Raw genomic sequence first — 14,534 nt, 5'->3', positions numbered from 1 at the left:
CTTGGCCCGGAACGTCCCACGACGGGCCCCGGCGACACGCCGCGAACAGGCGACGCCATATGCTGCATGGCATGACGAGTGAGCCGGAGCAGCAGTGGGGAGTGGGGACGCAGGACGCGTTCCAGCGTCTGTGGACACCCCATCGGATGGCCTACATCCAGGGCGAGAACAAGCCGACCGGCCCAGGTGCCGACGACGGCTGTCCCTTCTGCTCGATCCCGGCCAAATCCGACGAGGACGGCCTGGTCGTCAGGCGCGGTGAGCAGGTGTACGCCGTGCTGAACCTGTACCCGTACAACGGCGGTCATCTGATGGTCGTGCCCTACCGGCATGTGGCGGACTACACCGATCTCACCGAGCCCGAGACCGCCGAGCTGGCGGCGCTGACCAAGCAGGCGGTGAAGGCGCTGCGGACGGCGTCCGGGGCGCACGGCTTCAACATCGGTATGAACCAGGGCACGGTCGCGGGGGCGGGTATCGCGGCCCATCTGCACCAGCACATCGTTCCGCGCTGGGGCGGGGACACGAACTTCATGCCGGTCGTGGGCCACACGAAGGTGCTGCCCCAGCTGCTGGCCGACACCCGGAAGATGCTGGCGGAGGCCTGGCCGGCGAACGGCTGAGACCGGTCCGCACACGAGGGTCCGGCCGGGGCGCTGCCCGGCCGGACCCTCGGTGTTCTACGCGTCGTAGACGTCGGCCTTGCGCGGTGAGGGGTCCTGGATCGCGGTGCTGAGGAACGCGGAGCGGGCACCGAACTTCTCGGTGTTCACGCCGTTCTCGTCGAGCACCTTGATCGCGGCGGCGTGCACCACGCGCAGGACGGGGGTGGCCGCGCGCAGGGCGTCGTCGGCCATGAACCGGTGCCGCCACGGCTTGTCCGCCCAGGCGTGCCGCAGTCCGAAGGGCTCGGGCAGGCTGAGGGTGCCGCCGAGCCAGTTCAGCAGGGGCGGGTACCAGCCCAGCGGGGCGCGGGCGGCGAGCCGGACCACCTCGTCGGCGCCGACCAGCGGGAGCTTGATCGTGCGGCTCTCCCAGGGCTTGAGGGACTTCTGGACCTCCCTGGTCGGCGCCTCGGACTTCGAGGTGAACAAGGAGTGCACGGGTCCGAGCGCGTGCCCGGTGACCTCGATGCGCAGGGTCTCGTGGAGGACGGTGACCGTGATCAGCATGGTGATCACGAGCTGGCCCTCCCAGAGGGTCCACTGCACGCCCAGGTAGTGCCGGTTGCCCGCGCCGAACTGCTGCTTGTTGCAGATGTCCTGTATGGCGTGCTGCTTGAACCGGTACGCCTCGATGTCGGTGCCCTCGGGGCGGGCGACGCCCTTGGCGTTCTCGCCGACGGGGGTGACGATCCAGTGCTGGATGGAGGGGGTCGGGAAGCCGCCGGTGTTCAGCGGTCCGCGGGCCAGCATCTTCAGCTGGTCGTGGATGGAGCGTATGACGTCCCAGCTGCGGAACGGGTGGATCTCCCGCTGCGGGTCGGCGGGGGAGAGGTCCTCGGCGAGCTGCCAGCTGCCCCAGCGGGTGCCCATGCCCAGGATGCCCTTGGGTCCGGCGTAGAAGACGGAGTTGGACTGCTGCTCGGCGCTGAGCCGGGCGAGGGACTGGCGCAGCTGCTCGGCGGCGTTCTCCCCGGGGGCGCTCGGTACGGCCTCGGGGACCTTGGCGCCGACGCTGCTGCCGGCGAGCAGGCTGTCCCAGCGTTCGCGCAGGTCCAGGGCGGTGCGCTCGCAGACCTGCTTGGCGAGGTACCAGCCGACGACGGGGAGGACGACGGCAGCGCGCGCGTACCAGGCCCAGAAGCCGGTGAACGGCATCTTGACGAGGAAGAGCACGGCCAGGGCGCCGACCGCGACGAGGAGGGTGGTGGCGAGCGCGCCGGCCCGCTTGTCCTCCAGCTTGGCCGTGGTGGTGCGCAGTTGGAAGACGAGCAGCCAGATCAGCAGTCCGGGCAGGAAGAGCACCCCGCACAGGACCATGATCATGGTCAGCTTGTTGTCGCGGGCCTTGCGGATGTTGTTGGCCGCCAGGCAGTGCTCGACGACGGCCTGCGGCTCCGCCCCGAAGGACTGGATGAGCGGCTTGCGCCCGGGGCCGACCATGCGGTCGACGACCGCGCGGGAGAAGGCCTCGCCGAGGTTGGGCCGGAACAGTTTGACCTTGCCCGCCTTGACGGACGACTCGTGCCACTCGTTGTTGGCGTCGAGGATCTTCTCCACCTCGTTGTCGCGATAGGCGGCCGAGGCCAGCGCGAACGTCGCCGTCTGCCCCTCGTCGCCCGTGCGCGGCACCTGGGGTCCGAAGATGTCCCCGTAACCGCTGTCAACGGCCATTCCCGCCCCCGATCGCCGCCCACTGTCGTACTGCGGCCTTCCCGACTTCCTTGCCCGGCACACCTGTTGATCAGGTGATCAGCGTATCCGCAGCCACCGGCGGTTCGTCGGCGGACGGCCGAAAGCCGCCCGCCGACGGGAGGGGAGCGCCCGTGAAGGGCCCTGCTGGCGGGGCCCGTTCGGCCCCGCCCGGGTCAACTAGGCCGAGGCCCGCGTCTGTTCACGCAGGCGTTCGGCGACCTGTTGCGGCATCGGTTCGTGCCGTGCGTAGGAGCGGTTGAAGCGGGCCGTGCCGTGGGACAGGGAGCGCAGGTCCACGGCGTACCGTCCGATCTCGATCTCGGGCACCTCGGCGCGGATCAACGTCCTTCCGCCCGTGGTCTGTTCGGTGCCGAGCACCCGGCCGCGCCGGCCGGACAGGTCGCTCATCACCGAGCCCACGTACTCGTCGCCCACCAGGACGCTCACCTCGGCCACCGGCTCCAGGAGGTGGATCTTCGCGTCGGCGGCGGCCTCCCGCAGTGCCAGCGCCCCCGCCGTCTGGAAGGCGGCGTCGGAGGAGTCCACCGAGTGGGCCTTGCCGTCCAGCAGCGTGATCCGTACGTCGATGAGGGGATGGCCGGCCGCGACCCCGCGGGCCGCCTGGGCGCGTACGCCCTTCTCCACGGACGGGATGAACTGCCGCGGCACCGCACCGCCGACCACCTTGTCGACGAACTCGATGCCCGAGCCGCCCGGCAGCGGTTCCACCTCGATCTCGCAGATGGCGTACTGGCCGTGGCCGCCGGACTGCTTCACATGCCGGCCGCGCCCGCCGGACCGGTCGGCGAAGGTCTCCCGCAGCGGGACCCGGTGCGGGACGACGTCGACCTGGACGCCGTAGCGGCTGCGCAGCCGCTCCAGGGCGACGTCCGCGTGGGCCTCGCCGAGGCACCACAGGACGACCTGGTGGGTGTCCTGGTTCTGTTCGAGGCGCATCGTGGGGTCCTCGGCGACCAGCCGGGACAGCCCCTGGGAGAGCTTGTCCTCGTCGGCCTTGCTGTGGGCCTGGATGGCCAGCGGCAGCAGCGGGTCGGGCATCTCCCACGGCTCCATCAGCAGCGGGTCGTCCTTGGCGGAGAGGGTGTCGCCGGTCTCCGCGCGGCTCAGCTTCGCCACGCACGCCAGATCGCCCGCGATGCAGTGCGTGAGCGCCCGCTGCTGCTTGCCGAACGGCCCCGACAGGGCGCCGATCCGCTCGTCGACGTCGTGGTCCTCGTGCCCCCGGTCGGCGAGCCCGTGGCCCGAGACGTGGACCGTCGCGTCGGGGCGCAGGGTGCCGGAGAAGACCCGCACCAGGGAGACCCGGCCGACGTAGGGGTCGGACGCGGTCTTCACGACCTCCGCGACCAGGGGTCCGTCGGGGTCGCACGGCTTCAGCTCGCGCGGCTCCCCGGTGACGGTGGTGACCCGGGGTGCCTCGCGCTCCAGCGGGGTCGGGAAGCCGCCGGTGACCAGCTCCAGCAGTTCGACCGTGCCGAGCCCCTGCCGGGCGCCCTCCGCGGCGGGGGCGGCGGCCAGCACGGGGAAGAAGACCCCGCGCGCGACGGCCCGCTCCAGGTCCTCGACGAGCGTCTTGACGTCGACCTGCTCGCCGCCGAGGTAGCGGTCCATCAGGGTCTCGTCCTCGCTCTCGGCGATGATCCCCTCGATCAGCCGGTTGCGGGCCTCCTCGATCCCCGGCAGCCGGTCCTCCCCGGGGTCGGACTCCACCCGCTGCCCGGAGGAGTAGTCGAAGAGCTTGCGCGACAGCAGCCCGACCAGGCCGGTCACGGGCGCGTGCCCGTCCGGTGCCTGCGGGCCGTGCAACGGCAGGTACAGCGGCAGCACCGCGTCGGGGTCGTCGGCGCCGAACGCCTCGGCGCAGATCCCGGTCATGTCCTCGTAGCTGGCGCGCGCGGACTCCAGGTGCGTGACGACGATGGCGCGCGGCATGCCGACCGCGGCGCACTCCTCCCACACCATGCGGGTGGAGCCGTCCACGCCGTCCGAGGCGGAGACCACGAAAAGGGCCGCGTCCGCGGCGCGCAGACCGGCCCTGAGTTCCCCGACGAAGTCGGCGTATCCGGGGGTGTCCAGAAGGTTGATCTTGATGCCGTCCCATTCGACCGGCACCAGCGAGAGTTGTACCGACCGTTGCTGCCGGTGCTCGATGTCGTCGTAGTCCGAGACGGTGCCGCCGTCCTCCACACGGCCCGCCCGGTTCACCGCCCCCGCCGTCAGCGCGAGAGCTTCCACCAATGTCGTCTTGCCCGAACCGCTGTGGCCGACCAGCACCACATTCCGTACGGACGCGGGGTGGTCGGCCGCTGTAGCCCTGCCGGCGGCCCCGGGGTGTGCGTTCGCCTTGTCGCCCATGGCCTTGCCTCCCGTGCACGGTGAGGTCTTCAGTGGGCGCGGGCTCACATGTCCTGGCGCACCGCGGCAAGGAGGTGTCCCGGCGACGGCGGCTGCGGTGACGCCCGCGGTCCTTCGAGCTTTCCACTCCGGTCACGGTGCGTCCATACGACGGACGTGATCGCGACGGCCGCGGCCGCGCGTGGCGTGATCCGACGCCCGGCCGCCGCCCACGGGCGCGCGTGGCTACGATGGGCCAGCCGGTGGCCAGCAGGGCCGCGCGGCGACATCAACCTCGGGAAGGCCATGCTGAACAAGTACGCGCGTGCATTCTTCACGCGTGTCCTCACCCCGTTCGCCGCGTTTCTGATCCGGCGGGGCGTCAGCCCCGACACGGTCACGCTGATCGGTACGGCCGGCGTGATGGCGGGCGCGCTGGTGTTCTACCCGCAGGGCGAGCTCTTCTGGGGCACGGTCGTGATCACGCTCTTCGTGTTCTCCGACCTCGTCGACGGCAACATGGCACGCCAGCTGGGCCGCTCCAGCCGCTGGGGCGCCTTCCTGGACTCCACGCTCGACCGGGTCGCCGACGGCGCGATCTTCGGCGGCTTCGCCCTGTGGTACGCCGGGGGCGGCGACGACCTGGTCCTGTGCGCCGTCTCCATCTTCTGCCTGGCCAGCGGCCAGGTGGTGTCGTACACCAAGGCCCGGGGCGAGTCGATCGGGCTGCCGGTCGCCGTCAACGGCCTGGTCGAGCGCGCCGAGCGCCTGGTGATCTCCCTGGTCGCGGCCGGCCTCTCCGGTCTGCACGACTTCGGCGTGCCCGGCATCCAGTACCTGCTGCCGGTCGCCCTGTGGGTCGTCGCCGTCGGCAGCCTGGTCACGCTCATCCAGCGGGTCGTCACGGTGCGCCGGGAGTCCGCGGAGGCGGACGCGGCGACCGCCGCCGAAGCGACCGCGGCCGAGGCCGCCGCGCAGGCCGGCGTGGCCGGCCCGCAGGGGAACGGCCCGCAGGGCAACGGAACCGCTCCGCGGGGGAGCGAGGCCGCGAAATGAGCGCCCGGGAGCGGCTGACCGACGCGCTGTACGGGCTGGGCTGGAGCACCGTCAAGAGGCTTCCCGAGCCGGTCGCTGTGCGCCTCGGCCGGTTCATCGCCGACCTCGCCTGGAAGCGGCGCGGCAAGGGCGTGCTGCGGCTGGAGAGCAACTACGCGCGCGTGGTGCCGGGAGCGAGCCCGGAGCGCCTCGCGGAACTCTCCCGCGCGGGCATGCGCTCGTACCTGCGCTACTGGATGGAGTCCTTCCGGCTGCCGGCGTGGAGCGCCGACCGGGTCAGGAGCGGCTTCGAGGGCAAGGACGTCCACCACCTGACCGACGGCCTGGCGAGCGGCAAGGGCGTCATCCTGGCGCTGCCGCACCTGGGCAACTGGGACCTGGCCGGCGCCTGGGTCACCACCAAGCTGGAGACGCCGTTCACCACGGTCGCCGAGCGCCTGAAGCCGGAGAGGCTGTACGACCGGTTCGTCGCCTACCGCGAGGGCCTCGGCATGGAGGTGCTGCCGCACAGCGGCGGCTCGGCCTTCGGCACGCTGGCCCGGCGGCTGCGCGACGGCGGACTGGTCTGCCTGGTCGCCGACCGCGACCTGTCCGCCTCCGGCGTCGAGGTCGAGTTCTTCGGCGAGACCGCCCGGATGCCGGCCGGGCCGGCCCTGCTCGCCCAGCAGACCGGCGCCCTGCTGCTGCCCGTCACGCTCTGGTACGACGACTCGCCCGTCATGCGCGGCCGGGTCCATCCCCCCGTCGAGGTGCCCGTGTCAGGCACCCGGGCCGAGATGACGTCCGTGATGACACAGGCGCTGGCCGACGCCTTCGCCACGGGGATCGCCGAACATCCGGAGGACTGGCACATGCTTCAGCGACTGTGGGTCGCCGACCTGGAACCGGGGAAGGGCCCGTCGTGAGGATCGGCATCGTCTGCCCGTACTCCTGGGACGTGCCGGGCGGCGTCCAGTTCCACATCCGTGACCTGGCCGAGTACTTCATCCGCCTCGGCCACGAGGTCTCGGTGCTCGCCCCCGCCGACGACGACACCCCGCTGCCGCCCTACGTCGTCTCGGCCGGCCGGGCCGTCCCGGTGCCCTACAACGGCTCGGTGGCCCGGCTGAACTTCGGGTTCCTCTCGGCCGCGCGGGTACGGCGCTGGCTGCACGACGGCGCCTTCGACGTCGTGCACATCCACGAGCCGTCCTCGCCGTCGCTCGGCCTGCTGGCCTGCTGGGCCGCACAGGGCCCGCTGGTCGCCACCTTCCACACCTCCAACCCGCGCTCCAAGGCGATGATCGCCGCGTACTCGATCCTCCAGGCCGCCCTGGAGAAGATCAGCGCGCGGATCGCGGTCAGCGAGTACGCCCGGCGGACCCTGGTGGAACACCTGGGCGGCGACGCGGTGGTCATCCCCAACGGCGTCGACGTCGACTTCTTCGCCAAGGCGGAGCCCAAGCCCCAGTGGCAGGGCGACACGATCGGCTTCATCGGCCGGATCGACGAACCCCGCAAGGGTCTGCCGGTGCTGATGAAGGCGCTGCCGAAGATCCTCGCCGCCCGTCCGCAGACCCGGCTGCTGGTCGCCGGGCGCGGGGACGAGGAGGAGGCGGTCGAGAACCTGCCCGCCGAACTGCGCTCGCGCGTGGAGTTCCTCGGCATGGTCAGCGACGAGGACAAGGCCCGCTTCCTGCGCAGTGTCGACCTGTACGTCGCCCCCAACACCGGCGGCGAGAGCTTCGGGATCATCCTGGTCGAGGCGATGTCGGCGGGGGCGCCGGTGCTCGCCTCGGACCTGGACGCCTTCGCACAGGTGCTGGACCAGGGCTCGGCGGGCGAACTCTTCGCCAACGAGGACGCCGGAGCGCTCGCCGAGGCGGCGGTACGGCTGCTGGAGGACCCGGCGCGGCGCGCGGAACTGCGGGAGCGGGGCAGCGCCCATGTCCGGCGGTTCGACTGGTCGACGGTCGGTGCGGACATCCTGTCGGTGTACGAGACGGTCACCGACGGCACGACGGCGGTGGCGGCCGACGAACGCACGACGGGCCTTCGGGCCCGCCTGGGCCTGGCCCGGGACTGACCGCCCGCGGGGCGCACCCCGAGGGCGGGCGGGACGCGAGGGCCTTTCCGGCGGGGCCGGTGCTGGGCTTCCGGTCGGCTGAAGCGGGGGGCTGCGGACCTCCCTGGTCGGGTGGGAGACGGGCCTCTCTCGTCGGTGCCGGTGCTCCGGGACGGCTGTGCCGGGTCTGCGGATCTCCCTGGTCGGGTGGGACGCGGGGGCCTTTCCGGCCGGGCCGGGGCCGTGCTTCCGGTCGGCTGAGCCGGGCCGCGTGCCCTCCTCGGCCGCTGTGCCCGAGCCGCTGGTCCCTCGACCGCCCGGTCGCGCACCGAGTTGTCGGCGCCGAAGCAGCAGACCCTGCGCTTCGTCCCGCCGGAGAGCGCCCGTTCTGGTCGGCGGCGCGGCCGACGGGTGACGGTTGGCCCCCGCGGGCGCACGCACGCGGCCGGGGGCTGGGTAACCTTGCCGCCCGTGACCGCAACCCTGATCTGGATCCTCGTCGCCCTGGTCGCCATCGGCCTGTACCTGAGCTGGACGGCCGGCCGGCTGGACCGGCTGCACGCCCGGATCGACGCCACCCGCGCCGGACTGGACGCGCAACTCCTGCGGCGGGCCTCGGTGGCGCAGGAACTCGCGACCTCCCACGTGCTCGACCCGGCCGCCTCGATCGTCCTGTACGAGGCGGCCCACGCCGCCCGGCAGGCCGAGGAGGAGCACCGGGAGGTCGCCGAGAGCGAGCTGAGCCAGGCGCTCCGGGCGGTGTTCGCCGAGGCCCAGCAGGTCGAGGAGGTCCGCCGGGCACCCGGCGGAGAGGCCGCCGCCAAGGAGCTGACCGAGGCGGTGCGCCGGGTCCCGATGGCCCGGCGCTTCCACAACGACGCGGTCCGGGCCGCCCGCGCGCTGCGCCGGCACCGCAAGGTGCGCTGGTTCCGGCTGGCCGGACACGCGCCGTTCCCGATGGCCTTCGAGATGGACGACGAGGCCCCGACGGCACTGACGGACCGGGCGGCGGCGTAGCGGGCGCGCGGCGAACGGGGAGGGGCCGCGGCGAACGGGGAGAGGCCCGAAGGGGAGAGGCCGCGGCGGAACGGGAGAGGGGCCCGGAGGGAAAGGGCCCGGCGTAACGGGAGAGGGGCCCGGAGGGAAGGGGCCCGGCGGGGGAAAACGATCCACCGCCTCCCCATTGGCCCTTGCTGTGGACTGGTCCCTTCACGTTTCCTCGGTCCTGCAGAAACCCTCTTTTCACGTCAGTGAGGTCAATCCGTGTCCACCACCGAGAACCAGGCCCCCGCAACCGGTACCGCCCGAGTCAAGCGCGGCATGGCCGAGCAGCTCAAGGGCGGCGTGATCATGGACGTCGTCACGCCGGAGCAGGCGAAGATCGCCGAGGACGCGGGCGCCGTCGCCGTCATGGCGCTGGAGCGGGTCCCGGCCGACATCCGCAAGGACGGCGGCGTGGCCCGGATGTCCGACCCGGACATGATCGAGGGCATCATCGAGGCGGTCTCCATCCCGGTGATGGCCAAGTCCCGCATCGGCCACTTCGTCGAGGCCCAGGTCCTGCAGTCGCTCGGCGTGGACTACATCGACGAGTCCGAGGTCCTCACCCCGGCCGACGAGGTCAACCACAGCGACAAGTTCGCCTTCACCACCCCCTTCGTTTGCGGCGCCACCAACCTCGGTGAGGCCCTGCGCCGTATCGCCGAGGGCGCCGCGATGATCCGTTCCAAGGGCGAGGCCGGCACCGGCAACGTCGTCGAGGCCGTCCGCCACCTGCGCCAGATCAAGAACGAGATCGCCAAGCTGCGCGGCTTCGACAACAACGAGCTGTACGCCGCCGCCAAGGAGCTGCGCGCCCCGTACGAGCTGGTCAAGGAGGTCTCCGAGCTGGGCAAGCTGCCGGTGGTCCTCTTCTCCGCCGGTGGCGTCGCGACCCCGGCCGACGCCGCCCTGATGCGCCAGCTCGGCGCCGAGGGCGTCTTCGTCGGCTCCGGCATCTTCAAGTCCGGCGACCCGGCCAAGCGCGCCGCCGCCATCGTGAAGGCCACCACCTTCTACGACGACCCGAAGATCATCGCGGACGCGTCCCGCAACCTGGGCGAGGCCATGGTCGGCATCAACTGCGACACCCTCCCCGAGGCCGAGCGCTACGCCAACCGGGGTTGGTGATGACCGCTCCCGTGGTCGGAGTGCTCGCACTCCAGGGCGACGTACGGGAGCACCTCATCGCCCTGGCCGCGGCGGACGCCGTGGCCAGGCCGGTGCGGCACCCCGAGGAGCTCGCCGGGGTGGACGGCCTGGTCATCCCCGGCGGCGAGTCCACCACCATCTCCAAACTGGCCGTCATGTTCGGCGTGATGGAGCCGCTGCGCGCCCGCGTGGCGGCCGGGATGCCGGTCTACGGCACCTGCGCCGGCATGATCATGCTCGCCGACAAGATCCTCGACCCGCGCTCGGGCCAGGAGACCGTCGGCGGCATCGACATGATCGTGCGCCGCAACGCCTTCGGCCGCCAGAACGAGTCCTTCGAGGCCGCGCTCGACGTGCGGGGCATCACGGGCGACCCGGTGGAGGGCGTCTTCATCCGCGCCCCCTGGGTGGAGTCGGTCGGCGCCGAGACCGAGGTCCTCGCCGAGCACGACGGCCACATCGTCGCCGTCCGCCAGGGCAACGCGCTCGCCACGTCGTTCCACCCGGAACTGACCGGCGACCACCGGGTGCACGGCCTCTTCGTCGACATGGTGCGCGCCTACCGGACGGCCGAGTCCTTGTAGGATCTCTGGCGTTCGTTGTTTGGATGGGTTACGCGAAGGAGACAGGCAGATGTCCGGCCACTCTAAATGGGCTACGACGAAGCACAAGAAGGCCGTGATCGACGCCAAGCGCGGCAAGCTCTTCGCGAAGCTGATCAAGAACATCGAGGTCGCGGCCCGGATGGGCGGCGTCGACATCGAGGGCAACCCGACCCTCTACGACGCCATCCAGAAGGCCAAGAAGCAGTCGGTTCCCAACAAGAACATCGACTCCGCCGTCAAGCGCGGCGGCGGCCTCGAGGCCGGCGGTGCCGACTACGAGACGATCATGTACGAGGGCTACGGACCGAACGGTGTCGCGGTGCTCATCGAGTGCCTCACCGACAACCGCAACCGTGCCGCCTCCGACGTCCGCGTCGCCATGACCCGCAACGGCGGCAACATGGCCGACCCGGGCTCGGTGTCGTACATGTTCAGCCGCAAGGGCGTGATCATCGTCCCCAAGGGCGAGCTGGGCGAGGACGACGTCCTCACCGCCGTCCTGGACGCCGGCGCCGAGGAGGTCAACGACCTCGGTGAGACCTTCGAGGTCATCAGCGAGGCCACCGACCTGGTCGCGGTCCGCACCGCCCTGCAGGAGGCCGGCATCGACTACGACTCCGCGGACTCGAGCTTCGTGCCGTCCGTGCAGGTCGAGCTGGACGAGGAGGGCGCCAGGAAGATCTTCAAGCTGATCGACGCCCTGGAGGACAGCGACGACGTGCAGAACGTCTTCGCCAACTTCGACGTGAGCGACGAGGTCATGGAGAAGGTCGACGCGTAGCGCCGCCACGCGTGGAGCGGACTTCGGCGGGCCGGTGGGACACACCCACCGGCCCGCCGCCGTTGTCGGTGGGGGCCGATAGCCTGCACGAACAGGCAGTCGACAGGGAGGGGGCGCGGTGCGCGTACTGGGGGTGGACCCCGGACTGACCCGGTGCGGGGTCGGTGTCGTCGAAGGGGTCGCGGGCCGCCCGCTGACGATGCTCGGCGTCGGTGTCGTCCGCACGCCCGCCGACGCGGAGCTGGGACAGCGCCTGGTCGCCGTCGAACAGGGCATCGAGCAGTGGCTGGACGAGTACCGGCCCGAGTTCGTCGCCGTGGAACGCGTCTTCAGCCAGCACAACGTCCGCACCGTGATGGGCACCGCCCAGGCCAGCGCCGTCGCCATGCTCTGCGCGGCCCGCCGCGGCATCCCCGTCGCCCTGCACACCCCCAGCGAGGTCAAGGCGGCCGTCACCGGCAGCGGCCGCGCAGACAAGGCGCAGGTCGGCGCCATGGTGACCCGCCTGCTCCGGCTCGCCGCACCGCCCAGGCCCGCGGACGCCGCCGACGCCCTCGCGCTCGCCATCTGCCACATCTGGCGCGCCCCCGCGCAGAACCGACTCCAGCAGGCCGTGGCCCTGCACACCACCCGAGCCCCGAAAGGCCGCACCGCATGATCGCCTTCGTGAGCGGCACGGTCGCCGCACTCGCCCCGGACTCCGCCGTCATCGAGGTCGGCGGCGTCGGCATGGCCGTGCAGTGCGCGCCGAACACCCTCTCCGCCCTCCGTGTCGGCAGCCCCGCCAAACTGGCCACCTCCCTGGTCGTGCGCGAGGACTCGCTGACCCTGTACGGCTTCGCCGACGACGACGAGCGCCAGGTCTTCGTCCTGCTCCAGACGGCGAGCGGGGTCGGACCGCGCCTCGCCCAGGCGATGCTCGCCGTGCACACCCCGGACGCCCTGCGCCGAGCCGTGGCCACCGGCGACGAGAAGGCCCTCATGGCGGTCCCCGGCATCGGCAAGAAGGGCGCGCAGAAGCTGCTGCTGGAGCTGAAGGACCGCCTCGGCGAACCGCTCGGCGCCCCCGCGGTCGGCGCCCCGGTCAGCCAGGGCTGGCGCGACCAGCTGCACGCGGCCCTGATCGGCCTCGGCTACGCGACCCGCGAGGCCGACGAGGCCGTCACCGCCGTGGCACCCCAGGCGGAGGCCGCCGGGGGCACCCCGCAGGTGGGGCAGCTGCTGAAGGCCGCCCTGCAGACCCTGAACCGAGCCCGCTGACCCCCGAGAGCCCGAGGCACACCACATGAACTGGGACGACACGACCGACACCCCCGCCGACGAGCGGCTGGTGGGTTCTGTCGCCGACGGTGAGGACCAGGCCGTCGAGGCGGCGCTGCGCCCCAAGGACTTGGGCGAGTTCATCGGACAGGAGAAGGTCCGCGAACAGCTCGACCTGGTCCTGCGGGCCGCCCGCGCGCGGGGTGCCACCGCCGACCACGTCCTGCTCTCCGGCGCCCCCGGCCTCGGCAAGACCACCCTGTCGATGATCATCGCCGCGGAGATGGGCGCCCCCATCCGCATCACCTCCGGCCCCGCCATCCAGCACGCCGGCGACCTCGCCGCGATCCTCTCCTCCCTCCAGGAGGGCGAGGTCCTCTTCCTCGACGAGATCCACCGCATGTCCCGGCCCGCCGAGGAGATGCTCTACATGGCCATGGAGGACTTCCGGGTCGACGTCATCGTCGGCAAGGGCCCCGGCGCCACCGCGATCCCGCTGGAGCTGCCGCCCTTCACCCTGGTCGGCGCCACCACCCGGGCCGGGCTGCTGCCGCCCCCGCTGCGCGACCGCTTCGGCTTCACCGCGCACATGGAGTTCTACGAGCCCGCCGAGCTGGAGCGCGTCGTGCACCGCTCCGCGCACCTCCTCGACGTCGAGATCGACACGGCGGGCGCCGCCGAGATCGCCGGCCGCTCCCGCGGCACGCCCCGCATCGCCAACCGCCTGCTGCGCCGGGTCCGCGACTACGCGCAGGTCAAGGCGGACGGCCGGATCACCGAGGAGATCTCCGCCGCCGCCCTCGCGGTCTACGAGGTCGACGCCCGCGGTCTGGACCGGCTGGACCGGGCCGTGCTGCAGGCGCTGCTCAAGCTCTTCGGCGGCGGGCCGGTCGGCCTGTCCACCCTCGCCGTCGCGGTGGGGGAGGAGCGCGAGACCGTGGAGGAGGTCGCCGAACCCTTCCTGGTCAGGGAGGGACTGCTGGCCCGCACCCCGCGCGGCCGGGTCGCCACACCGGCGGCCTGGGCGCACCTCGGACTCACCCCGCCCCGCTCGCAGAACACGGGAAACGGACAAGGGGACCTGTTCGGGACGTGAGCACGCCGGGTCGGCCGCGGGACGGCGCGGGCATTGGCCGGGTCAGGAACCTCGGTGCCATGCTGAGCGTTGTTCCTTGCACGCGGACTCGCTTAGACTCCGCCGATGCCGCCGTTGTCGACGGCATGCACACCCCCAACCATCAGGCCGCTCACCGCCGCGGTCGTGTGAAGGAAGTTCCGACCCGTGAGTCTCGTGACCCTCCTCCCGTTCATCGTGCTCATCGGGGCCATGTTCCTGATGACCCGGTCGGCCAAGAAGAAGCAGCAGCAGGCCGTCGACATGCGGAACCAGATGCAGCCCGGTTCCGGCGTACGCACCATCGGGGGCATGTATGCCACGGTCAAGGAGGTCAACGAGGACACCGTTCTCGTCGACGCCGGCCCGGGTGTGGATCTGCTCTTCGCCAAGAACGCCATCGGTGCCGTCCTCTCCGACGACGAGTACAACCGCATCGTCCACGGCATCGAGCACGACCTGAAGGCCGACGCCGACGTCGTCCCCGACGACGCCTCCTCCCTCACCGAGTCCGACGACGCCGACACCGCCTCCGACGAGAAGCCGGTCGACCTCGGCAAGAAGGACGAGGAGCCCGCCGACGACGTCGCGGCCGCCGAGGCGAAGGCCGACAGCGAGCCGAAGAAGACCGACGGCGACACGGACGCGAAGTAGCCGCCTCCCCGGGGCGGGGGGGGGGGGGGGGGGGGGCCCCCCCCGGGGGCGGGGGGGGGGCGGGGGGCCCCCCCAGGCGAGGGGGGGGGGCGGGCCCCCCCGCCCCGCCGCCCCGCGC

Annotated in this window: 14 protein-coding genes; 12 read left to right on the top strand and 2 right to left on the bottom strand. The window is 72.1% G+C overall.

What is annotated here, in order from left to right:
* Window positions 1-59: 59 nt before the first annotated feature.
* Window positions 60-623, top strand: coding sequence for an HIT family protein (locus tag ABT296_RS22095; protein WP_351929897.1), 564 nt, complete (start codon window positions 60-62; stop codon window positions 621-623).
* A 57-nt stretch (window positions 624-680) separates the two neighbouring features.
* On the opposite strand, the gene ABT296_RS22090 is transcribed toward ABT296_RS22095, so the two are convergent.
* Together ABT296_RS22090 and ABT296_RS22085 are read right to left on the bottom strand one after the other, a co-directional pair.
* Window positions 681-2,336 carry an AbeC-like domain-containing protein gene (locus tag ABT296_RS22090; RefSeq protein ID WP_351929895.1) on the bottom strand — a complete coding sequence of 552 codons (1,656 nt, stop codon included), beginning with the start codon at window positions 2,334-2,336 and terminating at the stop codon, window positions 681-683.
* Window positions 2,337-2,534: 198 nt separating this feature from the next.
* Entirely contained in the window at window positions 2,535-4,733 is a 2,199-nt protein-coding gene (locus ABT296_RS22085; RefSeq protein WP_351929893.1) for an elongation factor G-like protein EF-G2, read from the bottom strand.
* A 285-nt stretch (window positions 4,734-5,018) separates the two neighbouring features.
* Here ABT296_RS22085 and pgsA point away from each other — a divergent pair, with 285 nt between their 5' ends.
* The 11 genes from pgsA (at window position 5,019) to yajC (ending at window position 14,416) form a co-directional block, all read left to right on the top strand.
* Window positions 5,019-5,768, top strand: a complete 750-nt coding sequence (gene pgsA, locus ABT296_RS22080; RefSeq protein WP_351929891.1) for a phosphatidylinositol phosphate synthase — start codon at window positions 5,019-5,021, stop codon at window positions 5,766-5,768.
* Window positions 5,765-6,673, top strand: coding sequence for a phosphatidylinositol mannoside acyltransferase (locus ABT296_RS22075; RefSeq protein ID WP_351929889.1), 909 nt, complete (start codon window positions 5,765-5,767; stop codon window positions 6,671-6,673). The genes pgsA and ABT296_RS22075 overlap by 4 nt, the downstream gene beginning before the upstream one ends.
* Window positions 6,670-7,833, top strand: coding sequence for a glycosyltransferase family 4 protein (locus ABT296_RS22070; RefSeq protein ID WP_351929887.1), 1,164 nt, complete (start codon window positions 6,670-6,672; stop codon window positions 7,831-7,833). Before ABT296_RS22075 ends, ABT296_RS22070 begins: the two co-directional genes overlap by 4 nt.
* Before the next feature lie 450 nt (window positions 7,834-8,283).
* Complete coding sequence (locus ABT296_RS22065) at window positions 8,284-8,829, top strand: LemA family protein (RefSeq protein WP_351929885.1); 546 nt, start codon at window positions 8,284-8,286, stop codon at window positions 8,827-8,829.
* A gap of 246 nt (window positions 8,830-9,075) precedes the next feature.
* A complete protein-coding gene (gene pdxS / locus ABT296_RS22060; protein WP_351929883.1) occupies window positions 9,076-9,981 on the top strand; it encodes a pyridoxal 5'-phosphate synthase lyase subunit PdxS in 906 nt (301 codons plus the stop codon).
* The gene (pdxT, locus tag ABT296_RS22055) at window positions 9,981-10,586 is read left to right on the top strand and encodes a pyridoxal 5'-phosphate synthase glutaminase subunit PdxT (protein ID WP_351929882.1); all 606 of its coding nucleotides are present in this window, start codon (window positions 9,981-9,983) and stop codon (window positions 10,584-10,586) included. The genes pdxS and pdxT overlap by 1 nt, the downstream gene beginning before the upstream one ends.
* Before the next feature lie 49 nt (window positions 10,587-10,635).
* Complete coding sequence (locus tag ABT296_RS22050; RefSeq protein WP_351929880.1) at window positions 10,636-11,388, top strand: YebC/PmpR family DNA-binding transcriptional regulator; 753 nt, start codon at window positions 10,636-10,638, stop codon at window positions 11,386-11,388.
* A gap of 118 nt (window positions 11,389-11,506) precedes the next feature.
* On the top strand, window positions 11,507-12,046 hold the full coding sequence (gene ruvC, locus ABT296_RS22045) for a crossover junction endodeoxyribonuclease RuvC (RefSeq protein WP_351929878.1): 540 nt from the start codon (window positions 11,507-11,509) through the stop codon (window positions 12,044-12,046).
* Entirely contained in the window at window positions 12,043-12,648 is a 606-nt protein-coding gene (ruvA, locus tag ABT296_RS22040; protein WP_351929876.1) for a Holliday junction branch migration protein RuvA, read from the top strand. The genes ruvC and ruvA overlap by 4 nt, the downstream gene beginning before the upstream one ends.
* A gap of 25 nt (window positions 12,649-12,673) precedes the next feature.
* Window positions 12,674-13,744, top strand: coding sequence for a Holliday junction branch migration DNA helicase RuvB (gene ruvB / locus ABT296_RS22035; RefSeq protein ID WP_351929874.1), 1,071 nt, complete (start codon window positions 12,674-12,676; stop codon window positions 13,742-13,744).
* A gap of 186 nt (window positions 13,745-13,930) precedes the next feature.
* On the top strand, window positions 13,931-14,416 hold the full coding sequence (gene yajC / locus ABT296_RS22030) for a preprotein translocase subunit YajC (RefSeq protein ID WP_351929872.1): 486 nt from the start codon (window positions 13,931-13,933) through the stop codon (window positions 14,414-14,416).
* Window positions 14,417-14,534 lie beyond the last annotated feature (118 nt).

This window comes from Streptomyces sp. NPDC000983, from assembly GCF_040299205.1.
Lineage (GTDB): Bacteria > Actinomycetota > Actinomycetes > Streptomycetales > Streptomycetaceae > Streptomyces.
Note: the sequence above shows the minus strand (reverse complement) of the source record. Positions and strands in the feature narration are given on the sequence as shown.

What these genes read in the sequence shown, in the direction of transcription:
- ABT296_RS22075 (WP_351929889.1), top strand. Translation starts at nt 5,765, where the DNA reads ATGAGCGCCCGGGAGCGGCTGACCGACGCGCTGTACGGGCTGGGCTGG.
- pdxT (WP_351929882.1), top strand. Translation starts at nt 9,981, where the DNA reads ATGACCGCTCCCGTGGTCGGAGTGCTCGCACTCCAGGGCGACGTACGG.
- pgsA (WP_351929891.1), top strand. Translation starts at nt 5,019, where the DNA reads ATGCTGAACAAGTACGCGCGTGCATTCTTCACGCGTGTCCTCACCCCG.
- ruvA (WP_351929876.1), top strand. Translation starts at nt 12,043, where the DNA reads ATGATCGCCTTCGTGAGCGGCACGGTCGCCGCACTCGCCCCGGACTCC.
- ruvB (WP_351929874.1), top strand. Translation starts at nt 12,674, where the DNA reads ATGAACTGGGACGACACGACCGACACCCCCGCCGACGAGCGGCTGGTG.
- ABT296_RS22095 (WP_351929897.1), top strand. Translation starts at nt 60, where the DNA reads ATGCTGCATGGCATGACGAGTGAGCCGGAGCAGCAGTGGGGAGTGGGG.
- ABT296_RS22050 (WP_351929880.1), top strand. Translation starts at nt 10,636, where the DNA reads ATGTCCGGCCACTCTAAATGGGCTACGACGAAGCACAAGAAGGCCGTG.
- ABT296_RS22090 (WP_351929895.1), bottom strand. Translation starts at nt 2,336, where the DNA reads ATGGCCGTTGACAGCGGTTACGGGGACATCTTCGGACCCCAGGTGCCG.
- ABT296_RS22085 (WP_351929893.1), bottom strand. Translation starts at nt 4,733, where the DNA reads ATGGGCGACAAGGCGAACGCACACCCCGGGGCCGCCGGCAGGGCTACA.